The organism is Rhodobacter sp. SY28-1 (assembly GCF_005222785.1).
GTDB lineage: Bacteria > Pseudomonadota > Alphaproteobacteria > Rhodobacterales > Rhodobacteraceae > Tabrizicola.
In genome coordinates, this window is the sequence record NZ_STGH01000001.1 from 478437 (window position 1) to 503490 (window position 25054).

Below are 25054 nucleotides of genomic sequence, written 5' to 3' on the forward strand. Positions count from 1 at the left end.
CGGGATATTTGTGGACAGAAAATGAGCGATCAGAGTTTCCTGGATTGGCCCTTCTTCGAGGCTCGCCATCGAGAGTTGGCGGCGGCGCTGGAGGACTGGTGCGCGGCGAACCTGCCGGTGTCGCATTCCGATGTGGACGCGGCCTGCAAGGGGCTGGTCGCGGCGCTGGGGGCGGGGGGCTGGTTGCGGCACTCGGGCACGGGTGAGGGGGAGAGGCTGGATGTGCGGTCCCTCTGCCTGATCCGCGAGACGCTGGCACGGCATGATGCCTTGGCCGATTTCGTCTTTGCGATGCAGGGGCTGGGAATGGGGGCGGTGTCGCTGTTCGGGACGCCGGAGCAGCGGGAGTGGCTGGAGCGGACGCGGGCGGGGACGGCGATTTCCGGCTTTGCGCTGACGGAGCCGGGCTCGGGGTCGGACGTGGCGGCGACGGCGACGGTGGCGGAGAGGGTGCAGGGCGGCTGGCGGCTGTCGGGCGAGAAGACCTACATCTCGAACGGCGGGATTGCCGATGTCTATGTGATCATTGCGCGGACCGGCGAGGCGCCGGGTGCGAAGGGGTTGTCGGCCTTTCTGATGCCTGCGGCAACGGCGGGGCTGGAGGTGGTGGAGCGAATCGAGGTGATCGCGCCGCATCCCTTGGCCCATCTGCGCCTTACCGATGTGGACCTGCCGGAGGCCGCGCTGATCGGGAAGGCGGGCGACGGGTTCAAGATCGCGATGTCGGTGCTGGACGTGTTCCGGTCAACCGTGGGCGCGGCGGCTTTGGGGATGGCGCGGCGGGCGCTGGATGAGACTGTGGCGCGGACGCAAGGGCGGCGCATTCAGGGGCAGGCGCTGTCGGAGTTGCAACTGGTGCAGGGGCATCTGGCCGACATGGCGCTGGAAATCGACGCCTCGGCCCTGCTGGTCTACAGGGCAGCCTGGACCAAGGACATGGGGGCCGCAAGGGTCAGCCGTGAGGCGGCGATGGCCAAGCTTTACGCGACCGAAGCGGCGCACCGGGTGATCGACATGGCGGTCCAGCTGCATGGCGGCGACGGGGTCCGGCAGGGGTTCGCCGTCGAAAGCCTGTACCGCGAGATCCGGGCGCTGCGGATCTACGAGGGCGCAAGTGACGTGCAACGCATCATCATCGCCAGAAGCATTCTGGGATAGGGGAGGGACAGATGGCAGACCTTGAAGGCGGGATCACCCGCGACGGCACGGCTTATCACGGGCGGATGCTGAACATCCTGGGGCAGCGGTATTTCCCCAAGGCGTCCTGCGAGACGACCTTCAGCTTCGAGACCAACAGCGAGGCGGGGCAGTTCGTGCCGGTCCACGTCCACCCGCATCAGGACGAGTTCATCCTGGTGCAGGAGGGCGAGCTGCATCTGAAGCTGGACGGGGTCTGGTCGGTGGCCAAGGCGGGCGATCTGGTGCGGATGCCGAAGGGCGTGCCGCATGGCTATTTCAACAAGTCGGACAAGCCGGCGAAGGCGCTGTTCTGGGTGTCTCCGGCCGGCAAACTTGAGGCCCTGTTCGAGACGCTGCACGACATGACCGACATCCCGGCGATCATCGAAGCCTCGGCCAGGCACGACGTCGACTTCCTGCCGCCCGAGGCCAACGACTGACGATGTATGAACGCCTGATCCAGATCGAGTTCAACCATTGCGACCCGGCGGGGATCGTCTTCTATCCCCGCTATTTCGAGATGGTGAACTCGGTCGTCGAGAACTTCTTTGCCGATGTGGTGGGGCGGTCCTTTGCCCAGATGCACAATGGCGCGTCGAACGGCGTGCCGACCGTTGCGATCGAGACCAGTTTCCTGAAGCCGTCCAGGCTGGGCGACAAGGTGCTGTTTTCCTTGATGATCGAGAAGATCGGCGGGTCCTCGCTGGGGCTGGTGATCGAAGGGCGGGGGCCGGACGGGCTGCTGCTGACTGTCCGGATGACGGTGGCCTGGATCGACCGGATGAAGGCCGCGCCCTGGCCTTCGGACATGCGGGCGGCGCTGGAGTACTACAAGGAGACGCAGGATGCATGAGGTCCTTCACCCGAAGCATTGGAAAGCGGCGCGGGGGTACTCCAACGGCGTGGCCGCCGAGGGGCGGATGGTATTCACCGGCGGGATCATCGGCTGGAACGCCGCGCAGGAGTTCGAGACCGATGACTTCGTGGGTCAGGTCGAACAGGCCTTGCGGTCTATCGTCGAGGTGCTGGCCGAAGCCGGGGCAGGGCCGGAGCATCTGGTGCGGCTGACATGGTACGTCACGGACAAGGCTGAGTATCTGGGCAGCCTGAAAGAGCTGGGCGCGGTCTACAAGGCGGTGATCGGGCGGCACTACCCGGCGATGGCCTTGGTGCAGGTGGTGGCGCTGGTCGAGGACCGGGCCCGCGTGGAAATCGAGGCAACCGCCGTCATTCCGAAGGCGTGACGGCAAGGGTTTGGGAGGACCCGAAGGATGCTTGGACCGACAGGACATAGCGATACGTTCACACGCGACCGGCTTCCGGCGCTGGAGGACTGGCCGGAGATGCGGCTGGAGGGCTTCGACTATCCGGATTGGCTGAACGTGGGCGTCGAGCTGACCGACCGCATGGTCGAGAAGGGCTTTGGTGACCACACCGCCCTGATCGGCAACGGGCGCAGCCGGACCTACAAGGAATTGTCGGACTGGTCGAACCGGATCGCCCATGCGCTGGTCGAGGATTACGGGGTCAAGCCCGGCAACCGGGTGCTGATCCGCAGCGCCAACAACCCGGCGATGGTGGCTTGCTGGCTGGCGGCGACCAAGGCGGGGGCGGTGGTGGTCAACACAATGCCGATGCTGCGGGCGGGTGAGTTGACCAAGATCGTCGACAAGGCCGAGATCAGCCATGCGCTGTGCGACACCCGGCTGATGGAGGAGCTGGTCACCTGTGGCAAGGACAGCCGGTTCCTGCGGACCATCGTGGGCTTTGATGGCACGGCGAACCATGATGCGGAACTGGACCGGGTCGCGTTGAAGAAACCTGTGCGGTTCGAGGCGGTGCGGACCGGGCGGGACGATGTGGCTTTGCTGGGGTTCACGTCGGGCACGACGGGCGAGCCGAAGGCCACGATGCATTTCCACCGCGACCTGCTGATCATCGCGGACGGCTATGCGCGCGAGGTGCTGGGGGTCACGCCGGAGGACGTGTTCATCGGCAGCCCTCCGCTGGCGTTCACCTTCGGGCTGGGGGGCCTCGCGGTGTTCCCCTTGCGCTTTGGCGCGGCGGCGGCGCTGCTGGAGCAGGCCTCGCCTCCGAATATGGTGGCGATGATCGAAGAGCACCGGGCCACGATCTGTTTCACCGCGCCCACGGCTTACCGCGTGATGCTGAAGGCGATGGACGAGGGGGCGGATCTGTCCTCCTTGAGGGCGGCGGTTTCGGCGGGGGAGACGCTGCCCGCGCCGGTCTACGAGGAATGGCAGCAGAAGACTGGCAAGCCGATGCTGGACGGGATCGGTGCGACCGAGATGCTGCACATCTTCATCTCGAACCGGTTCGACGACCACCGGCCGGGGTGCACGGGCAAGCCGGTGACGGGGTATCAGGCGCGGATCGTCGATGAAGAGATGCGGGAAAAGCCGCGCGGAGAGGTCGGGCGGCTGGCGGTGCGGGGGCCGACAGGGTGCCGGTATCTGGCCGACAAACGGCAGGGGGCCTATGTCCGGGACGGCTGGAACCTGACGGGGGACAGCTTCTGGCAGGATACGGACGGCTATTTCCACTTTGCGGCCCGCTCGGACGACATGATCCTGTCGGCGGGCTACAACATCGCGGGGCCCGAGGTGGAGGCTGCGCTGCTGTCGCATCCGGCGGTGCTGGAATGTGCGGTGGTGGGCGTGGCGGATGAGGAGCGCGGCCAGATCGTGCAGGCGCATGTGGTGCTGGCGGCGGGGCAGACGGGCGATGCGCTGATGGTCAAGCTGTTGCAGGACCATGTGAAAAAGGTCATCGCGCCCTACAAGTATCCACGCAGCGTGGTGTTCACGACGGCGCTGCCGAAGACGCAGACCGGGAAGATCCAGCGGTTTCAGTTGCGGGGGAAGGCCTAGGCGGCGCCCTTCGGGACGATCCCGGCGGCCACCCACTCGTCCAGCTTGGCCAGGACCGCGTCGCAGAAGGCCGCGTCGTTGATGTGGCAGTCGAGGACGGTGTGGTCGACCCGACCGCTCAGGGCGCGTTCGGCGGCTTCGGTGAAGGCGGCGAGGCCCTCGGGATCATGCGCGGCTTCGCCGGGTTTGTCCCATTCCTCGATCCCGCCTTTGGGCAGGAAGAAATGCGTCTGGCCCTTGGCGCCGGCCAGCCGGTCGGCGATGGCCTGGGCCAGGCCGCGGCGTTCGTCGGCGTTGAAGCCGACGCTTTTGATCAGCCGGTTGTGTTCGTGGAAGGGGCGGTCCTGAAAGCGAGGCGGGATCGGCTGCCATCCGGCGAGGTCCAGGATGTCCGCCGCCCCCGGGGCCACCAGTTGCGGCGTGCCGCTGCGGCCCGCGCCGGTCAGCCGGTCGGCCCCGGCGCTGACGAGCGAGCCGTGGAGCATGTTGACCAGCTCCTGCAAGGAGAAGTCCATCACGCAGGCGAAGGTGCCCTCTGACGCCAGTCGTTCGAAAGCCATGCCGCCCATGCCGGTGGTGTGGAAGACCGCGATGTCATAGCCGCGCCGGGTGAGTTCGGGGTGCAAGCGTTTCATGTATTTCAGGCAGGAGGAGCCGAGCGAGGTCATCCCGATCAGTGGGCGGTCGAACCGGGGCGGCTCGACGGCTTGCGCGGCGCCAAGGACGGCACCCGCGGCCTGGCTGAGCGAGGATTTGCAGAGGGGGTTCAGCCCATACAGCCCTCCGGCCCAGAGGATGAACTGCACATCGGCGGCCATCCGTTCGGCGGCGATCAGGGGGGAGCCTGCAACGGTGGAGACGATGTATTTCGGCACGCCCAGCGGCAGGGCCTGCGCGCAGTCCAGCGCGAGGTCGGTGCCCATGGTGCCGCCAAGCGCGATCATGCCGTGGAACCGGCCCTCGGCGTGGAGTTTCCGGGTCAGGAGGGCGGCACCCGCGCTCATCCGGGCAAAGGCCTCGCCTTCCTCGCCCAGGGCGATCAGGGCGTCGATGGTGGTGTCGGCAGCGGCGGCGACCTGATGCTTTGTCACGTCGACGGGGGTTTTCGCTTCGCCCAGGATGCTGACGTCCATCGCCAAGACGTCGCCGCCCTGCGCCTTGATCCTGTCGATCAGGTAGGCGAGTTCATCCGCCTTGGTGTCGAATGTGCCGATGACCAGAATGGTTTTCGTCATGTGCTTTTCCCCTGCTGGTGCCGTCCGAGTTCCGCGTTGACGCGAAGATTTGGTTCATTATAATCACCAGTGGTTCAAGAATAATCGCCCTGCGCCGTTGCGTCAACGGATTTGGGGCGCGTCGGGTATCGTTGGAGCAGCCATGTCCACCACTGTCGCCAAAGCATTGTCTTTGCTGGACTATTTCTCGGAAGCGGAGCCAGAGATCGGCCTGTCCGAACTGGCGCGCAGGTCTGGGGTCGACAAGGCGACGGTGCACCGGATGTTGGGGGTGATGTGCGACGCGGGCCTGTTGGAAAAGCGCGGCGATGCGCGGCAGTACCGGCTGGGGGCAGGGGTCTTGCGGCTGGCCCGGGTGCGCGAGACGGCGTTTCCGGTGTCGTCGCTGTTCCAGCAATCACTGGCGGACCTGTCGGCCAGGCTGGGCGAGACGGCGCATGCCTCGCTGGTGTCGGGGCGGGCGCTGGCAACGATCGGGATCAGCGAAAGCAACCGGGGCAGCCGGGTGTCGCTGGTGGCGGGAGAGCTGTTGTTGATGCACTGCACCGCGTCGGGCCTGGCGGTTCTGGCCTTTTCGCGGGCCGAGTTGGTGGACCGGGTGCTGTCGGAACCGCTGGTCGCAAGGACGTCGCGGACGATCACGAACCCCAGTATTATAAGGGCCCGGCTGGAGGAAGTTCGCCTGACCGGCTTTGCCGAAGCTGACCAGACCGCCGAAGACGATGTCTATGGCATCGCGGTGCCGGTGTTCGACAGCGATGCCGAGGCGACCGGGGCGATTGCGATTGCCACGCCGGCGCACCGGATGACGAACGACCTGCGCAGCGAGATCATCGCCGCCCTGTTCGTAGAAGCCGAGAAACTGACGGTGAATTCGGGCGGGCGCATGCCTGCGGCCTTTCTCAGCGTGGCCGCGCGGTTCTCACCGACCTGAGAGTGGGGGCCTGAGATTGCAGGCTGGCCGGTTGACCGAAGGCTCACCACGGTGCATAATATATACCAGTGGTGGCAATAATGAAACGACATGAGCCAGAATCAGATCGAATCCCTGCGCGCAGCGCCGGTTGAGGCCTTTAAGCACCTGATCGACGGACAGTCGGTTCCGGCGTCAGATGGGGGTACGACTGTTGTCGTGTCTCCGATTGATGGGACGCCGCTGACCACCTATGCCCGGGGCACGCAGGCCGACTCCGAGGCGGCCATAACTGCCGCCCGCCGTGCCTTTGACGATGGCCGCTGGTCCGACCTGGCCCCGGCGGCGCGGAAGAAGATCCTGCTCAAATGGGCCGATCTGATCGAGGCCCATGCGGTAGAACTGGCCGTGCTGGGCGTGCGCGAGAACGGCACCGAGATCGGGATGGCGCTGAAGGCCGAGCCTTTGTCGGCGGCGGCGACGGTGCGCTATTATGCCGAGGCGATCGACAAGCTGAACGGCGAGATTACCCCGACCGATCCGGCGTTTCTGGGTCTGGTGCACGGTGAACCAGTGGGGGTCGTCGGGGCCATCGTGCCGTGGAATTTTCCGCTGATGATCGGGGCATGGAAGATCGGCCCGGCCCTGGCCGCCGGATGCACGGTGGTCTTGAAGCCTGCCGAAACCGCATCGTTGACGCTGGTCCGGGTGGCGCAACTGGCGTTGCAGGCGGGGCTGCCTCCGGGTGTTCTGAACGTTGTCACCGGTGAGGGGCCGGTTGTCGGTGCCGCGATTGCCGCGTCGATGGATGTCGATGTGCTGGTCTTCACCGGATCGGGTCCAACCGGGCGGCGGCTGCTGGAGGCTGCGGCGCGGTCGAACCTGAAGCGGGTTTACTTGGAGCTGGGGGGCAAGTCGCCGAACATCGTCTTTGCCGATGCGCCCGATCTGGACGAGACGGCGAAGGTCTCGGCGATGGGCATCTTCCGCAACTCGGGGCAGGTCTGCATTGCCGGGTCGCGCATTCTGGTGGAGCGGAGCATCCACGCGGCATTCGTGGAAAAGCTGGCGGCGCAGGCGGCGGCGATCAAGGTGGGCGATCCCCTGGACAGTGCGACTCAGGCTGGGGCGGTGAACTCGGAGCGGCAGTTGGCGCAGAACCTGCGGTTTGTCGTCGAGGCGCGAGAGGCTGGGCGCAATGTCATCGGCGGCGACCGCATCCTGCAAGAGACCGGGGGTTACTACATGTCGCCCGCGATTGTCGCGGATGCGCGGCCGGAGGATCGGGTGTTCCGCGAAGAGGTCTTTGGCCCCGTGGTCACGGTCACGCCCTTCGACACCGAAGCCGAGGCGGTCGCTCTGGCCAATGGCACCGATTACGGGCTGGCGGCGGCGGTCTGGACCTCGAACCTGTCGCGGGCGCATCGCATGGTGCGCAAGATCCGCGCCGGGATCGTGCATGTGAACACTTATGGCGGGTCGGACCTGACGGTGCCGCTGGGCGGAGTCAAGCAGTCCGGCAACGGGCATGACAAGTCGCTGCATGCCTTTGACAAATACCTCGACCTGAAAACCGCCTGGGTGAAGCTGTGACCCAAGGCCAAGGAGCCTGACGATGAAGGATTCGAATTTCCTCAAGGAAAACAACGCCCGGCACCTGTGGCATCCGATGGCGCACCCGGCGGATAGTCTGGCGAACCCGCCGGACATCATCGTCGAGGCGGAGGGAGTCGAGATCATCGACATCGACGGACATCGCACCGTCGATGCGGTGGGGGGTCTGTGGAACGTGAACTTGGGCTATTCCTGCCAACCGGTCAAAAACGCGATCACGGCGCAGCTGAACCGGCTGCCCTACTATTCGATTTTCCGGGGCACGACGAATGACAACGTGATCGAGCTGGCCGAGATGCTGGCGGAGTTTTTTGCCCCCGACGGGCTGACGCGGGCCTTCTATACCTCTGGCGGGTCGGATGGGGTGGAGGTCGCGCTGCGGCTGGCGCGGCAGTACCACAAGATCCGGGGCGAGGCGGGCCGGGTGAAGTTCCTGAGCCTGAAGAAGGGCTATCACGGGACACACACGCTGGGGGCCTCGGTCAACGGCAACGCGAACTTCCGGACGCAGTATGAGCCGCTGATGCCGGGCTGTTTTCACACTCCAGCACCCTACACCTACCGCAACCCGTTCAACGAGACCGACCCGGCGCGGCTGGCGCAGCTGTGTCTGGCGGCCATCGAGGATGAGATCAAGTTTCAGGACGCGTCCACCATCGCCGCCTTCATCATGGAGCCGGTGCTGGGCGCAGGTGGTGTGATCCCGCCGCATGAAAGCTTCATGCCGGGGGTGCGGGCGTTGTGTTCGAAGTACGGGATCCTGCTGGTCGCCGATGAGGTCATCACGGCCTTCGGGCGGACGGGCAGCTGGTCGGGCTCGCGCCATTGGGGGGTGCGGCCGGACCTGCTGGTGTCGGCCAAGGCGATCACCAACGGCTACTTCCCGTTTGGGGCGGTCATGGTGTCGGAAGGCGTGGCCGAGGTGTTCGAGAAGGATACCAGCGGCAAGGGTGCCATCGGGTCGGGGTACACCTATTCCGGGCATCCGGTGGGCGCGGCGGCGGCGATTGCCTGTCTGAACGAGACGCAGCGGATTCAGCCGCATAAGAACGCGGCCGTGCGGGGGGATCAGCTGTTCGCCGGGCTGCAGGCGCTGATGGCGCGGCATGAGGTGATCGGCGATGTGCGCGGCGGGCATGGGCTGATGTGCGCGCTGGAACTGGTGGCGGACCGGGCGACGAAGGCTCCGATCGACAAGAAGGTGATCGGGAAGGTGCATCGCGCGACCTATGAGGCTGGGGTGATGATCCGGGTTTCCGGCAACAACATCATCCTGTCGCCGCCGCTGGTCGTCACCGAGGCGGATGTGGCGAAGATCCTGTCGGCGCTGGAGGCGGGGTTCGGGGCGATCTGAGGGTAGTCAGTCGTCCGGGTAGCCGGTCGGTGCCGTACGGCTGGCCAGGCGCTTCAGGATTGCCGTCAGGGCAGTGGCTTCGGCTGTGCCTAAGGTGTCGCGCAGCCGCTGGTCGAAACCGATGGCAAGTTGCCCCAGTTCGGCAAAGACCGACTGGCCCTTTGGCGTCAGCGACAGAACTTCAGCCCGGCGGTCAATCTCGCTGGGGGTGCGCGAGAGCATCTCGGCCTCTTCCAGCGCGGCGACCGCCCGGCTGACCTTGGTCTTCTCGATATGGCTGATGGCGCAGATGTCGCGGGCCGTCATCGCACCGAACTTGCCGAGGTTGGCCATCACGCGCCATTGCGTCCGGGTGAACCCGTAACGGTCGCGGTAGATCGCCTGGAACCCGTGCGAGGTCGCCTCCGCCGCCTGGTTCAGGAGGTAGGGCAGGAAGTCCTCAAGGTCGAAGCGGTCGTTCCGGTCGGTCATCGTCGGCAGGGTGCCCTTCTTGCTGTCAGGTGGTTACCATTTGAAGATGGGGCACGTCATCCTGCGGGTTTGACGCGGTCAGGATGTGCGGCCCGGAAGGCGGGCGAGAATTCAAGCGCGTCGGCGATGCCTGCAAGTCGCGGCGTGGGCGTCAGGTCGACCCCCCAGCGGCGGGCGTTGTAGACCTGCGGGACAAGGCAGATGTCGGCTAGGGTCACGGTATCGCCATAGCAGAACCGGCCCTCTGGATGCTGCTGCAAAAGACCCTCCAGTCCCTGCAGGCCCAGGTCGATGAAGTGCTGCATCCAGCCTTCCATCGTCGCGCCAAGGCTGACGGCATGGCGGGCGACCCGCAGGTTGCAGACGGGGTGGGTGTCGATGGCGACGGCGTAGGCCATGGCCCGCACGGTCGCCCGCGCTGCGGGGTCCTGCGGCAGCCAGCCCGCCGAGCGCGTTTCGTCCAGGTATTCCAGGATCGCCAGCGATTGGGTCAGGCGGATGCCGTCGATCTCCAACGTCGGGACTAGACCCTGCGGATTGCGTGCCAGGTTGTCCGGTTCGGCCTGCTCGCCCTGCGTCAGATCCACCGCGACCGCCCGGTAGGGGAGGCCCAAAAGGTTCAGCGCAATGCGCACGCGGTAGGCCGCCGAGGACCGCCAGTAATCGTAAAGCACAGTCTTGGGCATTCACTTCTCCAATAGTTGCTAGTGCAACTTAATGTTGACTTTGTTGCATCCGCAACTAAAGTGCAAGTCGTCATTCACCCAGCCTTTGGGCGCGGGTTGTATACCACCATCCTGGAGGAGCGCATGACCAGTCATTCCTTGCCCAAGGGCATGATCCGGGCCGCCTCTGTTGCCGGCCCGCACGAAGGCTACATGCCCGGCTTCGGCAACGATTTCGAGACCGAGGCCCTGCCCGGCGCGCTGCCGCAGGGCATGAACAGCCCGCAGAAATGCAACTATGGGCTTTACGGCGAACAGCTGTCAGGCACCGCCTTCACCGCGCCCAGCCACCAGAACGAACGGACTTGGTGCTACCGCATCCGGCCTTCGGTCAAGCACACGCACCGGTTCAAGCGTATTCAGGTGCCGCACTGGAAGTCGGCCCCGCTGATCGACCCCGAAATCATGAGCTTGGGCCAGTACCGCTGGGATCCGGTCGCCGTGCCATCCGAGCCGCTGACCTGGGTCACGGGGATGCGGACGATGACCACGGCGGGGGATGTGTCGACCCAGACCGGGATGGCCAGCCACATGTATCTGGTCAACCAGTCGATGCAGGACGAATATTTCTTCTCGGCCGATGGCGAATTGCTGGTGGTGCCTCAGGAAGGTCGTCTGCGGTTCTGCACCGAACTGGGGATCATCGACCTGGAACCGCGCGAGATTGCCATTCTGCCGCGCGGGTTGGTCTACCGGGTCGAGGTGCTGGAAGGCCCGGCGCGAGGCTTTGTCTGCGAGAATTACGGCCAGAAGTTCGCCCTTCCGGGGCGGGGGCCCATTGGCGCGAACTGCATGGCGAACCGTCGGGACTTCAAGACCCCCGTCGCAGCGTTCGAGGACAGGGATGCGCCGTCCAAGGTCTATGTCAAATGGGCGGGGATGTTCCATGTGACCGAGATCGACCACAGCCCGCTGGATGTGGTGGCCTGGCACGGCAACTATGCGCCCTGCAAATACGACCTCCGGACCTACTGCCCGGTGGGGGCGATCCTGTTCGATCATCCCGATCCGTCGATCTTCACGGTGCTGACGGCCCCGTCGGGGATCGAAGGGACGGCCAACATCGACTTCGTCCTGTTCCGCGAACGCTGGATGGTGGCGGAAAACACCTTCCGCCCGCCGTGGTACCACAAGAACGTCATGTCCGAGCTGATGGGCAACATCTACGGCGTCTATGATGCCAAGCCCAAGGGGTTCGTCCCGGGCGGCATGTCCCTGCACAACTGCATGATCCCGCATGGGCCGGACCGGAACGCGTTCGAAGGGGCCTCGAACGCCGCGCTGAAGCCCGAGAAGCTGGACGAGACAATGAGCTTCATGTTCGAGACCCGTTTCCCTCAGCACCTTACCCCCTGGGCCGCGACCAACGGCCATGCGCAAGAGGATTACATCGACTGCTGGGGGTCCCTGGAGAAGAAGTTCGACGGGACGACCGGGATCAAGTGAAGACAGGTGGTGCGGGCGTGAACCGGATCGTGACCCTTGGGGTGAAGGGCGGCCCGTCCTTGCGGGCGGGGGCGTCGATGCCGTCGTCCTCGCTGCTGGAGCTGGACGGGCAGCTGATCGTCATCGACGCAGGCCTGGGCGTGGCGCGGGGGCTGGTGGAGGCGGGCGTGGCGCTGAACCGGCTGGCGGTGGTGTTTGTCACGCACCTGCATTCGGACCATGTGCTGGAGCTTGGGGGGCTGATCCACACCGCCTGGGTTTCGGGTCGGAAGGATCGGATTCGGGTCTATGGCCCTCCCGGGGTGCGCGCCTATTGGGCGGGGTTCCAGGCGGCGATGGCGATGGACATCCACCTGCGCGTCGTGGACGACGGGCGGGTGCCGCTGTCGGGTCTGGTCGAGGTGGTGGAGGTCGAAGCGGGTGTGGTGCCGTTCGAAGGGCTGAGGGTCAGCGCCTACCGGACGACGCATCCGCCGGTGGAGCACTCCTTTGCCTACCGGTTCGAGGGGGCAAAGACGGCGGTTTTCTCGGGCGATACGGTCTTTGATCCGGGTCTTGGCGCGTTTGCCATGGGTGCGGACGTGTTGGTGCACGAAGCGCTGCTGCCCGAGGGGATTGAGGCGATCCTGCAACGGACCGGCGGGGGCGAAAAGCTGCGGGCGCATCTGGTGGGCAGCCATACGATGATCGACGATGTCGGCCGGGTGGCTGCCATCGGCAAGGTGGGGAAGCTGGTGTTGAACCATCAGGTGCCGGTCGATGATCCGGCCTTCACCGATGCCATGTGGCAGGCGCGGGCCGGGGTGGCCTATGACGGGCCGGTCATCGTCGCACGCGACGGAATGGAGATAGCGCTATGAGCCTTCTGCGGTCCTGGGTCGAAAGCGCCAACGCGCCGGACCATCCGTTTCCGTTGAACAACCTGCCCTGTGGGGTGTTCTCGTTGGAGGATGAACCGCGTTGCGGGATGGCCATCGGAGATTTCATCCTGGACCTCGCGGCGCTGGAGGAAGAGGGCGTTATCGCCTTGCCGGGTGGCTCGCTGCTGGATGTGCCCTTCTGGAACGAGGTGATGGAGGCAGGCCCGGCGGTCTGGGCCGATCTGCGGGCGCAGGTGACGGGGCTGCTGGCTGAGGGCTCGGCATCCCGTGCGGAGGTGGAGCCGCATCTGGTGCCGCGTGCGGGTGCAACCCTGCACCTGCCCTTCCTCGTCAGTGAGTACACCGACTTCTACGCCGGGCGGAACCATGCCTTCAACGTGGGCACCATGTTCCGTGGGGCGGAAAACGCCTTGCCACCGAACTGGCTGCACATTCCCATCGGCTACAACGGGCGGGCGTCTTCGGTGGTGGTGTCGGGCACGCCGGTCCGCCGCCCCTGGGGGCAGGTGAAGGGTCCGGATGACGCGGTGCCGCGCTTTGCGCCCTCGGCCCGGTTCGATATCGAGCTGGAGATGGGGGCAGTCGTGGGTCAGCCCTCGACCCATGGCCAGCCGGTGACGGTGGCCGAAGCGGACGAGATGATCTTCGGCTATGTGCTTCTGAACGACTGGTCGGCGCGGGACATCCAGGCCTGGGAGTATCAGCCCTTGGGGCCGTTCCAGGCCAAGGCGACGGCAACGACGATTTCCCCCTGGATCGTGATGAAAGCCGCGCTGGAGCCGTTCCGGACCTCGACCCCCGCGCGGGAAAAGCCGCTGCTGCCCTACCTGCAGGAGCCGCGCCCGATGCTCTACGACATCGCGCTGGAGGTTGGTCTGACCCCCGAAGGCGGCGCGGAAACCGTGATCGCGCGGACCAATTACGCCGAGATGTATTACTCGGCCCCGCAGCAGTTGGCGCATCACACGACCTCGGGCTGCGCGATGAATGTGGGGGACCTTCTGGGGTCCGGCACGATCTCGGGTCCAACAAAGGACGCGCGCGGCAGCCTGCTGGAACTGTCCTGGGGCGGGAAAGAGCCTTTCCCGGTTGCAGGCGGCACCCGCAGTTTCATTCAGGACAACGACACCCTCACCCTGCGCGGACAGTGCAAGGGGGACGGCTACACCATCGGGTTTGGCGAGTGCACGGGCAAGGTGATTCCAGCGCTGGCCGACCCCTACGCGAGATAAGGACAGGACATGGCAAAGGCTTTCGCGTCGCAGGGCGACATGGCGGAGAAGACCATCAGCTTCACCGAGATCGGCGAGGGGCTATACGCCTTTACGGCCGAGGGCGACCCGAACTCGGGCGTCATCATCGGGGATGACAGCGTCATGGTGGTCGAGGCGCAGGCGACGCCCCGGCTGGCGCAGAAGGTGATCGACTGCATCCGGGGGGTGACCGACAAGCCGATCAGCCATGTGGTGCTGACGCATTACCACGCGGTGCGGGTGCTGGGGGCGTCGGCCTTCCAGGCGCCGCAGGTCATCATGTCGGAAGCCGCCCGCAACATGGTGGCGGAACGAGGGCAGGAAGACTGGGACAGTGAGTTCCAGCGCTTTCCGCGCCTGTTCCAGGGGCATGAAAGCATCCCCGGGCTTACCTGGCCGACCACGACCTTCAACGGCAAGATGTCGGTTTGGCTGGGCAACCGGCGGGTCGATATTCTCCAGCTGGGCCGCGCGCATACGGCGGGCGACGCAGTGATCCATGTCCCGGATCAGAATGTGATGTTCACCGGCGACATCGTCGAGGCGCATTCGGCCTGCTACTGCGGTGACGGCCATTTCGCCGATTGGGGCGGAACGCTGGAGGCGATCCGGGCCTATGATCTGGATGCGATTGCTCCGGGACGTGGCGATGCAGTGATCGGGGCCAAGGCTGTGAATGCCGCGCTGGACCGGACGAAGGATTTTGTGGAGTCCACCTACAAGCCGGTGGCCCGGGTCGCGGCGCGGAATGGGTCGCTGAAAGAGGCCTGGGACGCCTGCCGCGCGGAGTGTGATCCGAAGTTCAAGGACTATGCGATCTACGAGCATTGCCTGCCGTTCAACGTGGCCCGGGCCTACGACGAGGCGCGCGGCATCAGCCATCCCCGGATCTGGACCGCCGCCCGCGATCTGGAGATGTGGGCGGCCCTGCAAAGCTGACGGTATTGGGGAGGATGAAATGACTGCGCTGGTTCCCGAACGCTACGCCGTTGCGTTCCGCCTTTACCCATACGCGAAGTCCCCGGATCAGGATGCCGCGACCCCGGTACGCCGGAAGGTCGTGATCGTGGGCGGGGGGCCCATCGGTCTGGCCACGGCTTTGGATCTTGGGCGGCGCGGGGTGCCGGTGGTGCTGCTGGACGACCACGAGGGCGCGGGACTTGGCAGCCGGGCCTTGTGCTTTGCCAAGCGCACGCTGGAAATCTGCGACCGGCTGGGCGCGGCGGGGCCGATGCTGGACAAGGGCGTGCAGTGGAACGTCGGCAAGGTCTTCCACGACGACCGGCTGCTGTATGATTTCAACCTCTTGCCCGAAGGAGGCCATGCCTTCCCGGCCTTCATCAACCTGCAGCAACCCTGGTTCGAGAAGTTCCTGCACGACGCCATCGTGAAGGCGCAGGCCGAGGGTGCCCCGATCGAGTTGCGGGGGCGGAACCGCGTCGATGCGGTGACCCCGGCAGCGGATCATGTGACGCTGGACATCATGACTCCGGACGGGCCTTACCGGCTGGAAACCGACTGGCTGATTGCTTGCGACGGAGCGCGCAGCCCGGTGCGCGGGATGCTGGGGCTGTCCTTTGACGGGCGGGTGTTCGAGGACAACTTCCTGATCGCCGACGTGAAGATGAAGGCCGATTTCCCCACCGAACGCTGGTTCTGGTTCGAGCCGTATTTCAAGTCGGGCGACAGCGCGCTTTTGCACAAGCAGCCCGACGACATCTGGCGCATCGACTTTCAGCTGGGCTGGAACATCGACCGCGCGAAAGAGCTGGAGCCGGCCAACATCCGCAAGCGGGTGGATGCGATGCTGGGGCCGGGAGTCGAGTATGAACTGGACTGGTGTTCGATCTACACCTTCCAATGCCGCCGGATGGAGAAGTTCCGCCATGGCCGCATCCTCTTTGCCGGGGACTCTGCGCATCAGGTCAGCCCGTTCGGGGCGCGCGGGGCGAACTCGGGGATTCAGGATGTGGACAACCTGGCCTGGAAGCTGACACTCGTACTGGACGGCACCGCGCCCGAAAGTCTGCTCGACAGTTATGACCGTGAGCGGATACATGGCGCGGACGAGAACATCCTGAATTCCACGCGGGCAACGGATTTCATCACACCCAAGACGCCGGTCTCGAAGCTGTTCCGCAACGCTGTGCTGACCCTGGCCGAACACCTGCCCTTTGCCAGGACCGTAGTGAATTCGGGGCGGCTTTCGGTGCCCTGCACCTATGACGGATCGGCGCTGAACGGGCCGGATCACCCGGACATGCCGCCCCGCACCCGGCCCGGTTCGCCCTGCCCCGATGCGCCGGTCGCGGGAGGTTGGCTGCTGCAGGCACTGGGGCGCGGCTTCACGCTGATGACGATCAACGCCGAGGCGCCGGAGCAGGTGACGGCCCACGGCCTGACCGTCCCGCGACTGGCGCTGGCAACGACGCCCGAGATTGCGGCCCGCTATCTGGGTGAGGCACCGGGCGCGGTCTATCTGATCCGGCCCGACCAGCATGTCGCGGCGCGCTGGGACCGCTATGACGAGGCCGCCGTTGCGGCTGCGCTGGCCAAGGCGCTTGGAAAGGAGTGAGCCCGTGCTGACCACTACCCCAAACCTGACCCGGCCCGACGAAAGCTATGCCGCGCTGATCGCGACCCATGAGGGACTGAGCGAGGCGGAAAGCCACGCCTTGAATGCCCGGCTGATCCTGATCCTGATGAACCATATCGGCGATCACGCCATCCTGACCGATGCCATGCGGCTGGCGCGCGACCCCAAGGGTCAGGGCTGAGGCCGGGCTGATCCGTACAGGGTGGCCGCCGCCTCGTGGCAAAGGCTGACCAGGTGCTCGATGCCCGGGCTCGGTTCGGCCGCCTGACGCCGGGTGATGCCGACCGCGCCGGACAGGAAGCGGACCCCGGTCGGGATTTCGATCAGTTCGCCGCGGTCCAGTTCTTCGGCCACCACCCCGCGCGAGATGAACCAGAGCGCGTCCGATCCGGCAAGAAGGCCGCGACCGACGGCAAGGGCCACGGTTTCGACCGTCGGGCGCAGGCCGGTCAGGCCGAGGCTGGCCAGGTATTCGTCCACTCCGGGCCGGATCAGGGCATCGCCGGGCGGCAGGATCAGCGGTGAGATCTGCAGCATGCTGCGGATGCTTGTGCCGGCCAGCGGGTGACCTGCTCGGGCGACAAGGACGACAGCCTCTTCGTGCAGGTGGGAAAAGCTGAGCCCCGCCATTTCGGAGGCCACCGGCATCCTGCCGATCATCAGATCGACGAGACCGTCGCGCAAAAGGCCGATAAGATAACGATGGGGGCCGGTCTCGATCTTCAAAGTGACCTCGGGCAGGTCGGCATGAAACCGCAGGGCCACGCGGGGCAGAAGCCGGGTCGCGGCGGTCGGAAGCAGGCCCACGCGGATTGCCCCGCCGCTGCCATCGGGGCGCAGGGCCTCGGCCGCCGCCTCAAGCGATTGCAGGCCAAGCGCGGCGTGACGGCGGAAGGTGGCTCCGGCTTCGGTCAGGACCAGACGGCGGCGCACGCGCTGGAACAGCGATGTGTCGAGAAGCTGTTCCAGCTCTGCCAGGGTCCGGCTGAGCGCGGGCTGGCTGATCCGCTGCCGCCGGGCAACCGTGGACAGGCTGCCCTGGTCTGCAATGTCCAGAAAGGCCCTGATGTGGCGCAGCTTGATCGCGGGATGCATAGCCATACGATTATGACCCTAAGCCACCTTTGCATTATCGCGCCGGGTTCAGCTGATTTAGGTTATGAACGGGAGGAGTCGCGATGCAAGCCTTATGTCGTCCGTTCGGAGTGCTGCATGTGCAGGTCGACGGCCCTGAAGCCGCGCCTGCGGTGGTGTTTGCCAACTCGCTGGGCACCGATCTGCGACTGTGGGACAAGGTCTTGCCGCTGTTGCCGCAGGGGCTTCGGTTGCTCCGATATGACAAGCGCGGGCATGGGTTGTCGGGCTTGGGCGGCGGCGAGCGGCTGGACGATCATGCCGAGGACGCGATTGCGGTGATCGAGGCGGTGGCGCGTGGACCGGTGGTTTTCGTTGGCCTGTCCATCGGCGGCCTGATCGCGCAACGGGTGGCCGAGTTGCGCCCCGATCTGGTGCGTGCGCTTGTCCTGTCCAACACCGCGGCGCGGCTGGGGACAGTGGAAAGCTGGCAGGCCCGGATCGACGCGATCCAGGCGGGCGGGCTGGAGAGTATCGCCGATGCGGTGATGGAACGCTGGTTTGCGGCACCCTTCCGCGCGACGCCCGAGCTTGCGCTGTGGCGCACGATGCTGGCCCGGACCCCGGCAGATGGGTACATCGCAGCCTGCAAGGCGCTTGCCGGGGGAGACCAGACCGAAGCGACGCGGCGGCTGCGGGTGCCTGCGCTGGTGATCGCGGGGGAAGCGGACGGGGCATCTTCTCCCGATCTGGTGCGGGCGACGGCGGGGTTGATCCCGGGTGCCGCCTTCCATGTCATTCCGGGTGCGGGGCATCTGCCGTGCGTCGAGGCGCCCGAGGCCTGGGCCACACTGGTCGGCCCCTTTCTGAAAGCACATGCACATGGTTGATCTGACCAAACGCGGCATGGCGATCCGCCGCAAGGTGCTGGGCGACGCGCATGTCGACCGGGCCGAGGCGGCAAAGACCGATTTCGACGCCCCCTTCCAGGCGCTGATCACCGATGCGGCCTGGGGGCATGTCTGGGCGCGAGACACGATCAGCCTGCGGGAACGGTCGATGCTGACCATCGCTCTCCTGGCCGGGCTTGGGAATGACCACGAGCTTGCGATGCACATCCGCGCTACGCGCCACACCGGGGCCAGCGAAGCCGATGTGATGGAGGCCTTGCTGCACGTCGCAATTTACGCAGGCGTGCCCCGGGCAAATCATGCGATCAAGATCGCCAAAGAGACATTCGCCGCCATGGCCAAGGAGGAGACCCCATGAAGCCCGCCGAGTTCTATCAGCGCGACCGGCTCTGGCATCCGCCGGCGCTCGCGCAGGACTACAAGACCAGCGTGCCACGCAGCCCGCGACTGGCGCTGTTGTCGCTGGAAGGCTCGCTGTCCGAGATCACCGGGCCGACCTTCGGGCACAACGACATCGACCCGATCGACAACGACCTTATCCGCAACTACGCCAAAACCGGCGACCCGGTGGGGGAGCGGATCATCGTCCACGGCCGGGTGCTGGATGAAAATGGCCGCCCTGTGCCGAAGACACTGGTGGAAATCTGGCAAGCCAATGCCTCGGGCCGCTATCGGCACAAGAAGGACGGCTATCTTGGCGCGCTGGACCCGAACTTCGGCGGCTGCGGGAGGACCCTGACCGACGAGAACGGCTATTACTACTTCCGCACCGTCAAACCCGGGGCCTATCCCTGGCGGAACTGGGTGAACAACTGGCGGCCCGCACATATCCATGTGTCGGTGTTCGGGTCGGCGTTCAGCCAGCGGCTGATTACCCAGATGTATTTCGAAGGAGACCCGCTGATCCGGCAGTGCCCAATCGTGAACACGATCCCCGATCCGCGCGCAATCGACCAGCTGATCGCTCCGCTGGACATGAACGCGGCGATTCCGCTGGACTGCCTGGCCTACAAGTTCGACATCGTCCTGCGCGGGCGCCGGTCGACGCTGTTCGAAAACCGGCTGGAGGGGAACTGACCATGCCGCAGCCGTTGGACTACCTGAAGGAAACCCCGTCGCAGACGGCGGGACCCTATGTGCACATCGGGCTTGCGCCGGGGGCGGCCGGCTTTTCGATCTTCCGGCAGGAGCTGGGACAGGTCATCGCCGGGCCGGACACGAAGGGTGAGCGTATCCGGGTCGAAGGCGTGGTGCTGGACGGCACCGGCGCGCCGGTCAAGGACGTGCTCCTGGAGGTCTGGCAGGCCGACAGCGCCGGGATCTATCCGCATCCCGAAGACCCGCGCCATGCCGAATGCTCGGCTGATTTCCGGGGCTGGGGGCGGATCATCACCGATTTCGACAGTGGTCAGTGGATGGTCGAGACGGTCAAGCCGGGTTCGGTCATGGGCCGGAACGGGCGTCGGATGGCGCCGCATCTGAACCTGTGGATCGTGGCGCGAGGGATCAACCTTGGCCTGCAGACACGGATGTATTTCGAGGACGAGGACAACGCCGCCGATCCGGTGCTGAACCTGATCGAACAGGTCGACCGGCGTCAGACCCTGCTGGCGCGCAAGCTGGCGCCCGGTCATTATCGCTTTGACATTCGCCTGCAGGGCGAAGGGGAAACTGTCTTTCTGGATGTGTGACCGATGACCGAAGTTGCTGGCAAACCCTGCATCATCTGCGTGGCGATCACCGGATCGCTGCCGCGCAAGGCCGACAATCCCGCGGTGCCGATCACGGTGTCCGAACAGATCGAAAGCACGCAGGAGGCGTTCGAGGCAGGCGCGACCATCGCGCATTGCCATGTGCGCAACGCGGACGAGACGCCGTCCTCGGACCCCGAGAAGTTTGCGGCGTTGAAGGAGGGGCTGGAGAAGCACTGCCCCGGGATGATCGTGCAACTGTCCACCGGCGGACGCTCGGGTGCGGGCCAGACCCGGGGCGGCATGCTGCCACTCCGGCCGGACATGGCCTCGCTTTCGGTCGGGTCGAACAACTTTCCGACGCGGGTCTACGAGAACCCGCCGGATCTGGTCGACTGGCTGGCGGCCGAGATGGTCACCTATGGCGTGAAGCCCGAGATTGAGGCGTTCGACCTTAGCCATATCCTGAAAGCCAAGGAGATGTGGGACAAGGGCCAGATCGCCGACCGGCCCTATGTGCAGTTCGTGATGGGCGTGAAGAACGCGATGCCCGCCGATCGCGAGGTGTTCGACTATTACATCAAGACGGTGCATCGGTTGTTTGGCGCGAATGCACAGTGGTGCGCCGCCGGGATCGGGCCAAGCCAGATCGTGCTGAACGACTGGGCGGTGTCGTCCGGCGGCCATGCGCGGACCGGGTTGGAGGATAACGTGCGGCTGGACAAGACGACGCTTGCGCCTTCGAACGCGGCGCTGGTGCGGCGGGTTGTCGACCTGTGCGACAAGTACGAACGCCCCGTCGCCGACTGGCGCACGGCGCGGTCGATCCTTGGCCTGCGGATGCCGGGCTAGCCGATGCCCGCAGCGCCGGCCGATTCCGCCCTCTATGGCTCGCTCTTCGGAGACCCGGACACCGCGCGGCTGTTTTCCGACACGGCGGAAATCCGCGCCATGCTGCTGGTCGAGGGCGCTTTGGCGCGTGTGCAGGGGGCGCTGGGCCTGATCCCGGCCGAGGCTGCGGCCTTCATCGACCGGTCGTCGCAAGAGGTTCAGATTGACCCCTCTGCCCTGGCTGCGGAAACCGGGCGGAACGGGGTGCCGGTCCCGGGTCTGCTCGCCGCCTTCCGCAAGGCAGCCGGTGCGCCCGAGCCGATGCAATACCTGCACTGGGGCGCGACCAGTCAGGACATCATGGACACCGGGCTGGCCCTCCGGCTGCGCCCGATGCTGGCGCTGTGGGACGGGCGGCTGGGCGCGCTGTTGGCCCGCTTGGCCGATCTGGCCGAGGCGCATGCCGCGCAACCGATGGCCGCGCGCACTTACGGCCAGTTCGCGACACCGACCAGCTTTGGCGCGGTGGTCGCAGGGTGGGGCTGGCCGCTTCTGGACTGGAAATCGCGGATTGGACCGCTGCGGACTGCGGTCCTGACGGTGTCGCTATCGGGCGCGGCGGGCACCTTGTCGGCGATGGGTCCGTTGGGGCCGCGGGTCAGGGCAGACCTTGCCGCAGCGCTGGGTCTGGCCGATCCGGGGCACAGCTGGCACAGCGACCGGTCGTCGGTGGCAGAGCTGGCCGGGTTTGCCGCCGGGCTGGCCGGATCGCTGGGCAAGCTGGGTGAGGATGTCCTGGCGCTGTCGCAGTCTGGCCTGTCCGAGGTCAGTTCCGGTGGCGGCGGGTCCTCGACCATGCCGCAAAAGCAGAACCCGGTGGCGGCCTCGGCCCTGGTGGCGCTGGCGCGGCATGTGATCGGGCTGGCAGGTCTGGTGCAGGGCAGCGCCCTGCATCGGCAGCAACGGGACGGGGCGGCCTGGTTCGGCGAATGGCTTGCGCTGCCGCAGTTGTGTCTTTCGACTGGGCGCATGCTGACACTGGCGGCTGAGGTGGTCGAAAGCCTGCGCCCCGATCCCGACGCAATGGCTCAGCTTCTGGAGGACGGGCAGGGCCTGATCCACGCCGAAGCCCTGACCTTCGCTCTGGCCGAGACCTTGCCGCGCCCGGAGGCGGCAGCGCGGGTCACGGCGTTGTGTGACGAAGCGAGGGCGACCGGCACTGACCTGACTGCCCTTGCAGCGCGTGACTTTCCCGGCACCGACTGGGCAGCGGCGCTGGCCGCGCGCGGGATGGGGACGGCCGAGGCCGAGGCCCGGGATTTCGCAGCGCGGGTGCGGGGCAGCTGACGCAGGCGGGCGTCAGGCGAAGGTCAGCGAGACCGTGCCGAACGGGCCGAAGTCGGCGTGAAAGCGGCTGCCGGGGGGCGCCTCAATCGGGCGGATGAAGCTGCCCGAAAGCAGAACCTCGCCTGCCGCGATGCCCATTCCGTAGTCCGCCAGCCGGTGCACCAGCCACAGGATGCCGGTCACCGGGTCGTTCAGGACACCAGCGCCAAGGCCCGTCTCTTCGACCACGCCGTCGCGGGTCACGATGGCGCCGACCCAACGCAGGTCGAAGGCATTCACCGCGTGACGCTGGGCACCCAGCACGATCCCGGCATTTGCGGCGTTGTCGCTGATCGTGTCGGTGATGATCCGTGCGCGGCCCGTTGCCGGGTCGGCCCGGAGGATGCGGGTGTCGAGGATTTCAAGGCCGGGGGCGACGTAGTCGATGGCTGCAAGCACCTCGTCGCGGGTGATCTGGCGGCCCTGCAAGGGCGCCTTCAGCACAAAGGCGATCTCGGCTTCGATCCTTGGCTGGATGAAGCGGCCTTTGGGCACTTTGGCTCCGTCGGGGAAGAGCATGTCGTCCAGAAGGACGCCCGAGTCCGGGGTGGTGATATTCAGCGCCTGTTGCATGGCGCGGCTGGTCAGGCCGATCTTCCAGCCGATGCCCTGTGCGCCGTTTGCCCGTTTGCGGGCGACAAGCGCTGCCTGCACGGCATAGGCGTCGTCGAGCGTCATCTCGGGATGTATCAGGGACAGAAGCCCGCATTGCACGCCCGTCCGTTCGGCCTGAAAAAGCATTTCAGCGGCGGCGGTGATCTGGTCGGGGGTCATTCGTCCGCCACCCCGTTCCGCAGCGTGCCGATGCCTTCGGCGCTGACTTCGATGACGTCTCCGGGTTTCAGCCAGATCGGCGGATCGAACCGCGCACCTGCTCCGGTGGGGGTGCCGGTGACGATGATGTCGCCGGGGACGAGCGTGGTGAAGGTCGAGATATAGGCGATTTGCCGCGCCACGGGGAACAGCATCCGGCCGGTGCGGTCGCTTTGGCGAAGCTCTCCGTTCACGCGGGTTTCCAGCGCGACGTCGGTGATCTGCGCGGGATCGGTAAAGGGCACGGCCCAGGGGCCCATCGCGCCGGAGCGGTCCCAGTTCTTGCCTTGCGTGACGTTGAACTTGGCGTGGCGCACCCAGTCGCGGATCGTGCCTTCGTTGCAGAGCGTCAGGGCGGCGATGTGGGAATGGGCGTCAGCCTCCGGGATGCGGCGGCCGCCCTTGCCGATGATGATGGCGATCTCGCCTTCGTAGTCCAGCTGATGCGACTCGGGTGGCCGGATCAGTGGTGCCCCGTGGCCAGTGAAGCTGCGCGCAAAGCGGGGGAACAGGGACATGAAGGGTGGTGCGTCCTGGCCATCCTTGTATTCGGCATTGCGGTCGGGGAAGTTCACGCCGACGCAGATGATCTTTTCCGGGTCGGGGATCGGGATGTCATGGGTGAATGTGCCGTCCGGGTGACTGGCTGTGCGGCCCCGCCACGCCGCAAGGACCTGCGGGATCGCCCCGGCCTCGATCACATTGCGCAGGGTGCGCCACTGCGGAAACTCGCCAGACAGCGCCAGAACACCCCCCGAAGCGGTGACGCCCCAGTGCTGACGGCCCGCGGCGGTGAAGGTGACAAGGTTCATGGCGCGATGATCGGGGTTGCTTTCAGGTCGCTGTCGGCCAGAGCGGCACCGTCGAAGGTCGAGCCCAGTTCGAACCAGCTGCGCGGGGCGGGCGAACCCCATAGGGTCTGGCGTTGCGGGTCCTTTAGGTCCCACTTGATCGGCTCAAGATCCGGGTCGCAGGTCTGGTAGTCGGAACAATAGATCTCGGTCCGGTGGCCGTCCTGATCGCGGATATACAGGAAGAAGGCGTTGGAAATCCCGTGGCGGCCGGGGCCGCGTTCGATGTTGGCCAAGTACCCGGTGGTCGACATCAGGTCGAGAAGGTCGATGATGTTCAGGGGTGTTGGTACCCAGAAGGCCGTGTGGTGCAGGCGCGGGCCGGTGCCGTTGGTGAAGGCGATGTCGTGGACGCCGCCCTTCCTATGCATCCAGGCGGCCCAGGTGCGGCCGGTTTCCTCATCGGCGGTGTATTCCGTCACGCGGAAGCCCATGTCGCCGTAGAACTCCACCGCCCGGTCCACGTTGGACGAGAACAGGTTGAAGTGGTCGATCCGCAGCGGCTTGACCCCCCGGTACAGCTTGTACTGCTGGTGGATCGGGGCCAGGCGGTCCATCTGCGCGTAGAACTCCAACGGCACGCCCCAGGGATCGCGGGTGGCCAGAACGCGGCCCATGAAGCGGCGTTCGATCCACGCGACCGGCAACCCGCGCGAGGTGAACCATTGCGCGGCGCGGTCAAGGTCGTTTTCCGACCAGACCTTGAAGCCCAAGACACCCACCGAAGGCTCGGCTGACTGGCGCAGGATCATGCAATGGTGCCCGCGTTCTTCCATCGCGCGCAGGTAGATGCAGGTCGCGTCTTCATGCGTCACCTGCAGGCCCAGCGTGTCGACGTAGTAGGCGCGCGACCAGGCGAGGTCGGTGACCTTCAGCTCGACATGAGACAGGCGGACGATGTTGAAGGGCGGGTTCAGGTTCGGGGCGGGGATGGGCATC

Annotated in this window: 27 protein-coding genes; 20 read left to right on the forward strand and 7 right to left on the reverse strand. The window is 66.0% G+C overall.

The annotated features are described in order from the left end of the window. Positions 1-21 precede the first annotated feature (21 nt). From E8M84_RS02395 to E8M84_RS02415, 5 genes are read left to right on the forward strand one after another with little or no spacing between them, the layout of a single operon-like run. Entirely contained in the window at positions 22-1158 is a 1137-nt protein-coding gene (locus tag E8M84_RS02395) for an acyl-CoA dehydrogenase family protein (protein WP_137109572.1), read from the forward strand. A gap of 11 nt (positions 1159-1169) precedes the next feature. Then, positions 1170-1619 (forward strand): cupin domain-containing protein, encoded by a 450-nt coding sequence (locus E8M84_RS02400; RefSeq protein ID WP_137109573.1) that lies wholly within the window; start codon positions 1170-1172, stop codon positions 1617-1619. A gap of 2 nt (positions 1620-1621) precedes the next feature. Beyond that, entirely contained in the window at positions 1622-2032 is a 411-nt protein-coding gene (locus tag E8M84_RS02405) for a thioesterase family protein (protein WP_137109574.1), read from the forward strand. After that, positions 2025-2423 (forward strand): RidA family protein, encoded by a 399-nt coding sequence (locus E8M84_RS02410; RefSeq protein WP_137109575.1) that lies wholly within the window; start codon positions 2025-2027, stop codon positions 2421-2423. Before E8M84_RS02405 ends, E8M84_RS02410 begins: the two co-directional genes overlap by 8 nt. A 27-nt stretch (positions 2424-2450) precedes the next feature. Beyond that, positions 2451-4070, forward strand: coding sequence for an AMP-binding protein (locus E8M84_RS02415; RefSeq protein WP_137109576.1), 1620 nt, complete (start codon positions 2451-2453; stop codon positions 4068-4070). Here the strand turns inward: E8M84_RS02415 and E8M84_RS02420 are convergent. Beyond that, positions 4067-5305, reverse strand: coding sequence for a Tm-1-like ATP-binding domain-containing protein (locus E8M84_RS02420; protein WP_137109577.1), 1239 nt, complete (start codon positions 5303-5305; stop codon positions 4067-4069). The genes E8M84_RS02415 and E8M84_RS02420 overlap by 4 nt on opposite strands. 142 nt (positions 5306-5447) lie before the next feature. On the opposite strand from E8M84_RS02420, the gene E8M84_RS02425 reads away from it, so the two are divergent. The 3 genes from E8M84_RS02425 (at position 5448) to E8M84_RS02435 (ending at position 9186) form a co-directional block, all read left to right on the forward strand. Further along, positions 5448-6239 (forward strand): IclR family transcriptional regulator, encoded by a 792-nt coding sequence (locus E8M84_RS02425; RefSeq protein WP_137109578.1) that lies wholly within the window; start codon positions 5448-5450, stop codon positions 6237-6239. A gap of 90 nt (positions 6240-6329) precedes the next feature. Continuing rightward, positions 6330-7811, forward strand: coding sequence for an aldehyde dehydrogenase (locus tag E8M84_RS02430; RefSeq protein WP_137109579.1), 1482 nt, complete (start codon positions 6330-6332; stop codon positions 7809-7811). Between the two features lie 22 nt (positions 7812-7833). After that, positions 7834-9186 (forward strand): aminotransferase class III-fold pyridoxal phosphate-dependent enzyme, encoded by a 1353-nt coding sequence (locus E8M84_RS02435; protein ID WP_137109580.1) that lies wholly within the window; start codon positions 7834-7836, stop codon positions 9184-9186. Between the two features lie 6 nt (positions 9187-9192). On the opposite strand, the gene E8M84_RS02440 is transcribed toward E8M84_RS02435, so the two are convergent. Together E8M84_RS02440 and maiA are read right to left on the reverse strand one after the other, a co-directional pair. Continuing rightward, positions 9193-9657, reverse strand: coding sequence for a MarR family winged helix-turn-helix transcriptional regulator (locus tag E8M84_RS02440; protein ID WP_137109581.1), 465 nt, complete (start codon positions 9655-9657; stop codon positions 9193-9195). 56 nt (positions 9658-9713) lie between these two features. Continuing rightward, a complete protein-coding gene (gene maiA, locus E8M84_RS02445) occupies positions 9714-10343 on the reverse strand; it encodes a maleylacetoacetate isomerase (protein ID WP_137109582.1) in 630 nt (209 codons plus the stop codon). 123 nt (positions 10344-10466) lie between these two features. Between maiA and hmgA the strand changes: the two genes are divergently transcribed. From hmgA to E8M84_RS02475, 6 genes are read left to right on the forward strand one after another with little or no spacing between them, the layout of a single operon-like run. Next, positions 10467-11828 carry a homogentisate 1,2-dioxygenase gene (hmgA, locus tag E8M84_RS02450; protein ID WP_137109583.1) on the forward strand — a complete coding sequence of 454 codons (1362 nt, stop codon included), beginning with the start codon at positions 10467-10469 and terminating at the stop codon, positions 11826-11828. After that, complete coding sequence (locus E8M84_RS02455) at positions 11825-12688, forward strand: MBL fold metallo-hydrolase (RefSeq protein WP_240790265.1); 864 nt, start codon at positions 11825-11827, stop codon at positions 12686-12688. Before hmgA ends, E8M84_RS02455 begins: the two co-directional genes overlap by 4 nt. Next, on the forward strand, positions 12685-13941 hold the full coding sequence (fahA, locus tag E8M84_RS02460) for a fumarylacetoacetase (RefSeq protein WP_137109584.1): 1257 nt from the start codon (positions 12685-12687) through the stop codon (positions 13939-13941). The genes E8M84_RS02455 and fahA overlap by 4 nt, the downstream gene beginning before the upstream one ends. 9 nt (positions 13942-13950) lie before the next feature. Next, entirely contained in the window at positions 13951-14901 is a 951-nt protein-coding gene (locus E8M84_RS02465) for an MBL fold metallo-hydrolase (protein ID WP_137109585.1), read from the forward strand. A 19-nt stretch (positions 14902-14920) separates the two neighbouring features. Then, positions 14921-16537 (forward strand): FAD-dependent oxidoreductase, encoded by a 1617-nt coding sequence (locus E8M84_RS02470; RefSeq protein ID WP_170971825.1) that lies wholly within the window; start codon positions 14921-14923, stop codon positions 16535-16537. Positions 16538-16541: 4 nt separating this feature from the next. Further along, positions 16542-16739 (forward strand): DUF2783 domain-containing protein, encoded by a 198-nt coding sequence (locus E8M84_RS02475; RefSeq protein ID WP_240790266.1) that lies wholly within the window; start codon positions 16542-16544, stop codon positions 16737-16739. Here E8M84_RS02475 and E8M84_RS02480 read toward each other — a convergent pair. Further along, entirely contained in the window at positions 16730-17659 is a 930-nt protein-coding gene (locus E8M84_RS02480) for a LysR substrate-binding domain-containing protein (RefSeq protein ID WP_137109587.1), read from the reverse strand. The genes E8M84_RS02475 and E8M84_RS02480 overlap by 10 nt on opposite strands. 77 nt (positions 17660-17736) lie before the next feature. Between E8M84_RS02480 and pcaD the strand changes: the two genes are divergently transcribed. Genes pcaD through E8M84_RS02510 form a run of 6 tightly spaced genes read left to right on the forward strand, consistent with a single transcriptional unit; the run spans position 17737 to position 22412 of the window. Continuing rightward, positions 17737-18522 carry a 3-oxoadipate enol-lactonase gene (gene pcaD / locus E8M84_RS02485; RefSeq protein WP_137109588.1) on the forward strand — a complete coding sequence of 262 codons (786 nt, stop codon included), beginning with the start codon at positions 17737-17739 and terminating at the stop codon, positions 18520-18522. After that, entirely contained in the window at positions 18515-18901 is a 387-nt protein-coding gene (gene pcaC, locus E8M84_RS02490) for a 4-carboxymuconolactone decarboxylase (RefSeq protein ID WP_137109589.1), read from the forward strand. Before pcaD ends, pcaC begins: the two co-directional genes overlap by 8 nt. Continuing rightward, complete coding sequence (gene pcaH / locus E8M84_RS02495) at positions 18898-19620, forward strand: protocatechuate 3,4-dioxygenase subunit beta (RefSeq protein ID WP_137109590.1); 723 nt, start codon at positions 18898-18900, stop codon at positions 19618-19620. Before pcaC ends, pcaH begins: the two co-directional genes overlap by 4 nt. Positions 19621-19622: 2 nt before the next feature. Beyond that, positions 19623-20234 (forward strand): protocatechuate 3,4-dioxygenase subunit alpha, encoded by a 612-nt coding sequence (gene pcaG / locus E8M84_RS02500; protein WP_137109591.1) that lies wholly within the window; start codon positions 19623-19625, stop codon positions 20232-20234. Positions 20235-20237: 3 nt separating this feature from the next. Continuing rightward, the gene (locus E8M84_RS02505; protein ID WP_137109592.1) at positions 20238-21086 is read left to right on the forward strand and encodes a 3-keto-5-aminohexanoate cleavage protein; all 849 of its coding nucleotides are present in this window, start codon (positions 20238-20240) and stop codon (positions 21084-21086) included. 3 nt (positions 21087-21089) lie between these two features. Further along, a complete protein-coding gene (locus E8M84_RS02510) occupies positions 21090-22412 on the forward strand; it encodes a lyase family protein (protein ID WP_137109593.1) in 1323 nt (440 codons plus the stop codon). A gap of 12 nt (positions 22413-22424) precedes the next feature. On the opposite strand, the gene hpaH is transcribed toward E8M84_RS02510, so the two are convergent. From hpaH to hpaD, 3 genes are read right to left on the reverse strand one after another with little or no spacing between them, the layout of a single operon-like run. Further along, positions 22425-23225: a 2-oxo-hept-4-ene-1,7-dioate hydratase gene (hpaH, locus tag E8M84_RS02515; protein WP_137109594.1), complete on the reverse strand. Its 801-nt coding sequence runs from the start codon at positions 23223-23225 to the stop codon at positions 22425-22427. After that, positions 23222-24076 (reverse strand): fumarylacetoacetate hydrolase family protein, encoded by an 855-nt coding sequence (locus tag E8M84_RS02520; protein ID WP_137109595.1) that lies wholly within the window; start codon positions 24074-24076, stop codon positions 23222-23224. The genes hpaH and E8M84_RS02520 overlap by 4 nt, the downstream gene beginning before the upstream one ends. After that, the gene (hpaD, locus tag E8M84_RS02525) at positions 24073-25053 is read right to left on the reverse strand and encodes a 3,4-dihydroxyphenylacetate 2,3-dioxygenase (protein ID WP_137109596.1); all 981 of its coding nucleotides are present in this window, start codon (positions 25051-25053) and stop codon (positions 24073-24075) included. Before hpaD ends, E8M84_RS02520 begins: the two co-directional genes overlap by 4 nt. Between the last annotated feature and the right edge of the window lies 1 nt (position 25054).

What these genes read in the sequence shown, in the direction of transcription:
- E8M84_RS02520 (WP_137109595.1), bottom strand. Translation starts at nt 24,076, where the DNA reads ATGAACCTTGTCACCTTCACCGCCGCGGGCCGTCAGCACTGGGGCGTC.
- E8M84_RS02395 (WP_137109572.1), top strand. Translation starts at nt 22, where the DNA reads ATGAGCGATCAGAGTTTCCTGGATTGGCCCTTCTTCGAGGCTCGCCAT.
- E8M84_RS02405 (WP_137109574.1), top strand. Translation starts at nt 1,622, where the DNA reads ATGTATGAACGCCTGATCCAGATCGAGTTCAACCATTGCGACCCGGCG.
- E8M84_RS02480 (WP_137109587.1), bottom strand. Translation starts at nt 17,659, where the DNA reads ATGGCTATGCATCCCGCGATCAAGCTGCGCCACATCAGGGCCTTTCTG.
- E8M84_RS02415 (WP_137109576.1), top strand. Translation starts at nt 2,451, where the DNA reads ATGCTTGGACCGACAGGACATAGCGATACGTTCACACGCGACCGGCTT.
- hpaD (WP_137109596.1), bottom strand. Translation starts at nt 25,053, where the DNA reads ATGCCCATCCCCGCCCCGAACCTGAACCCGCCCTTCAACATCGTCCGC.
- pcaG (WP_137109591.1), top strand. Translation starts at nt 19,623, where the DNA reads ATGCCGCAGCCGTTGGACTACCTGAAGGAAACCCCGTCGCAGACGGCG.
- hpaH (WP_137109594.1), bottom strand. Translation starts at nt 23,225, where the DNA reads ATGACCCCCGACCAGATCACCGCCGCCGCTGAAATGCTTTTTCAGGCC.
- maiA (WP_137109582.1), bottom strand. Translation starts at nt 10,343, where the DNA reads ATGCCCAAGACTGTGCTTTACGATTACTGGCGGTCCTCGGCGGCCTAC.
- E8M84_RS02505 (WP_137109592.1), top strand. Translation starts at nt 20,238, where the DNA reads ATGACCGAAGTTGCTGGCAAACCCTGCATCATCTGCGTGGCGATCACC.
- E8M84_RS02435 (WP_137109580.1), top strand. Translation starts at nt 7,834, where the DNA reads ATGAAGGATTCGAATTTCCTCAAGGAAAACAACGCCCGGCACCTGTGG.
- E8M84_RS02510 (WP_137109593.1), top strand. Translation starts at nt 21,090, where the DNA reads ATGCCCGCAGCGCCGGCCGATTCCGCCCTCTATGGCTCGCTCTTCGGA.
- E8M84_RS02430 (WP_137109579.1), top strand. Translation starts at nt 6,330, where the DNA reads ATGAGCCAGAATCAGATCGAATCCCTGCGCGCAGCGCCGGTTGAGGCC.
- fahA (WP_137109584.1), top strand. Translation starts at nt 12,685, where the DNA reads ATGAGCCTTCTGCGGTCCTGGGTCGAAAGCGCCAACGCGCCGGACCAT.
- hmgA (WP_137109583.1), top strand. Translation starts at nt 10,467, where the DNA reads ATGACCAGTCATTCCTTGCCCAAGGGCATGATCCGGGCCGCCTCTGTT.
- E8M84_RS02440 (WP_137109581.1), bottom strand. Translation starts at nt 9,657, where the DNA reads ATGACCGACCGGAACGACCGCTTCGACCTTGAGGACTTCCTGCCCTAC.
- E8M84_RS02470 (WP_170971825.1), top strand. Translation starts at nt 14,921, where the DNA reads ATGACTGCGCTGGTTCCCGAACGCTACGCCGTTGCGTTCCGCCTTTAC.
- pcaD (WP_137109588.1), top strand. Translation starts at nt 17,737, where the DNA reads ATGCAAGCCTTATGTCGTCCGTTCGGAGTGCTGCATGTGCAGGTCGAC.
- pcaH (WP_137109590.1), top strand. Translation starts at nt 18,898, where the DNA reads ATGAAGCCCGCCGAGTTCTATCAGCGCGACCGGCTCTGGCATCCGCCG.
- E8M84_RS02400 (WP_137109573.1), top strand. Translation starts at nt 1,170, where the DNA reads ATGGCAGACCTTGAAGGCGGGATCACCCGCGACGGCACGGCTTATCAC.
- pcaC (WP_137109589.1), top strand. Translation starts at nt 18,515, where the DNA reads ATGGTTGATCTGACCAAACGCGGCATGGCGATCCGCCGCAAGGTGCTG.
- E8M84_RS02410 (WP_137109575.1), top strand. Translation starts at nt 2,025, where the DNA reads ATGCATGAGGTCCTTCACCCGAAGCATTGGAAAGCGGCGCGGGGGTAC.
- E8M84_RS02465 (WP_137109585.1), top strand. Translation starts at nt 13,951, where the DNA reads ATGGCAAAGGCTTTCGCGTCGCAGGGCGACATGGCGGAGAAGACCATC.
- E8M84_RS02425 (WP_137109578.1), top strand. Translation starts at nt 5,448, where the DNA reads ATGTCCACCACTGTCGCCAAAGCATTGTCTTTGCTGGACTATTTCTCG.
- E8M84_RS02420 (WP_137109577.1), bottom strand. Translation starts at nt 5,305, where the DNA reads ATGACGAAAACCATTCTGGTCATCGGCACATTCGACACCAAGGCGGAT.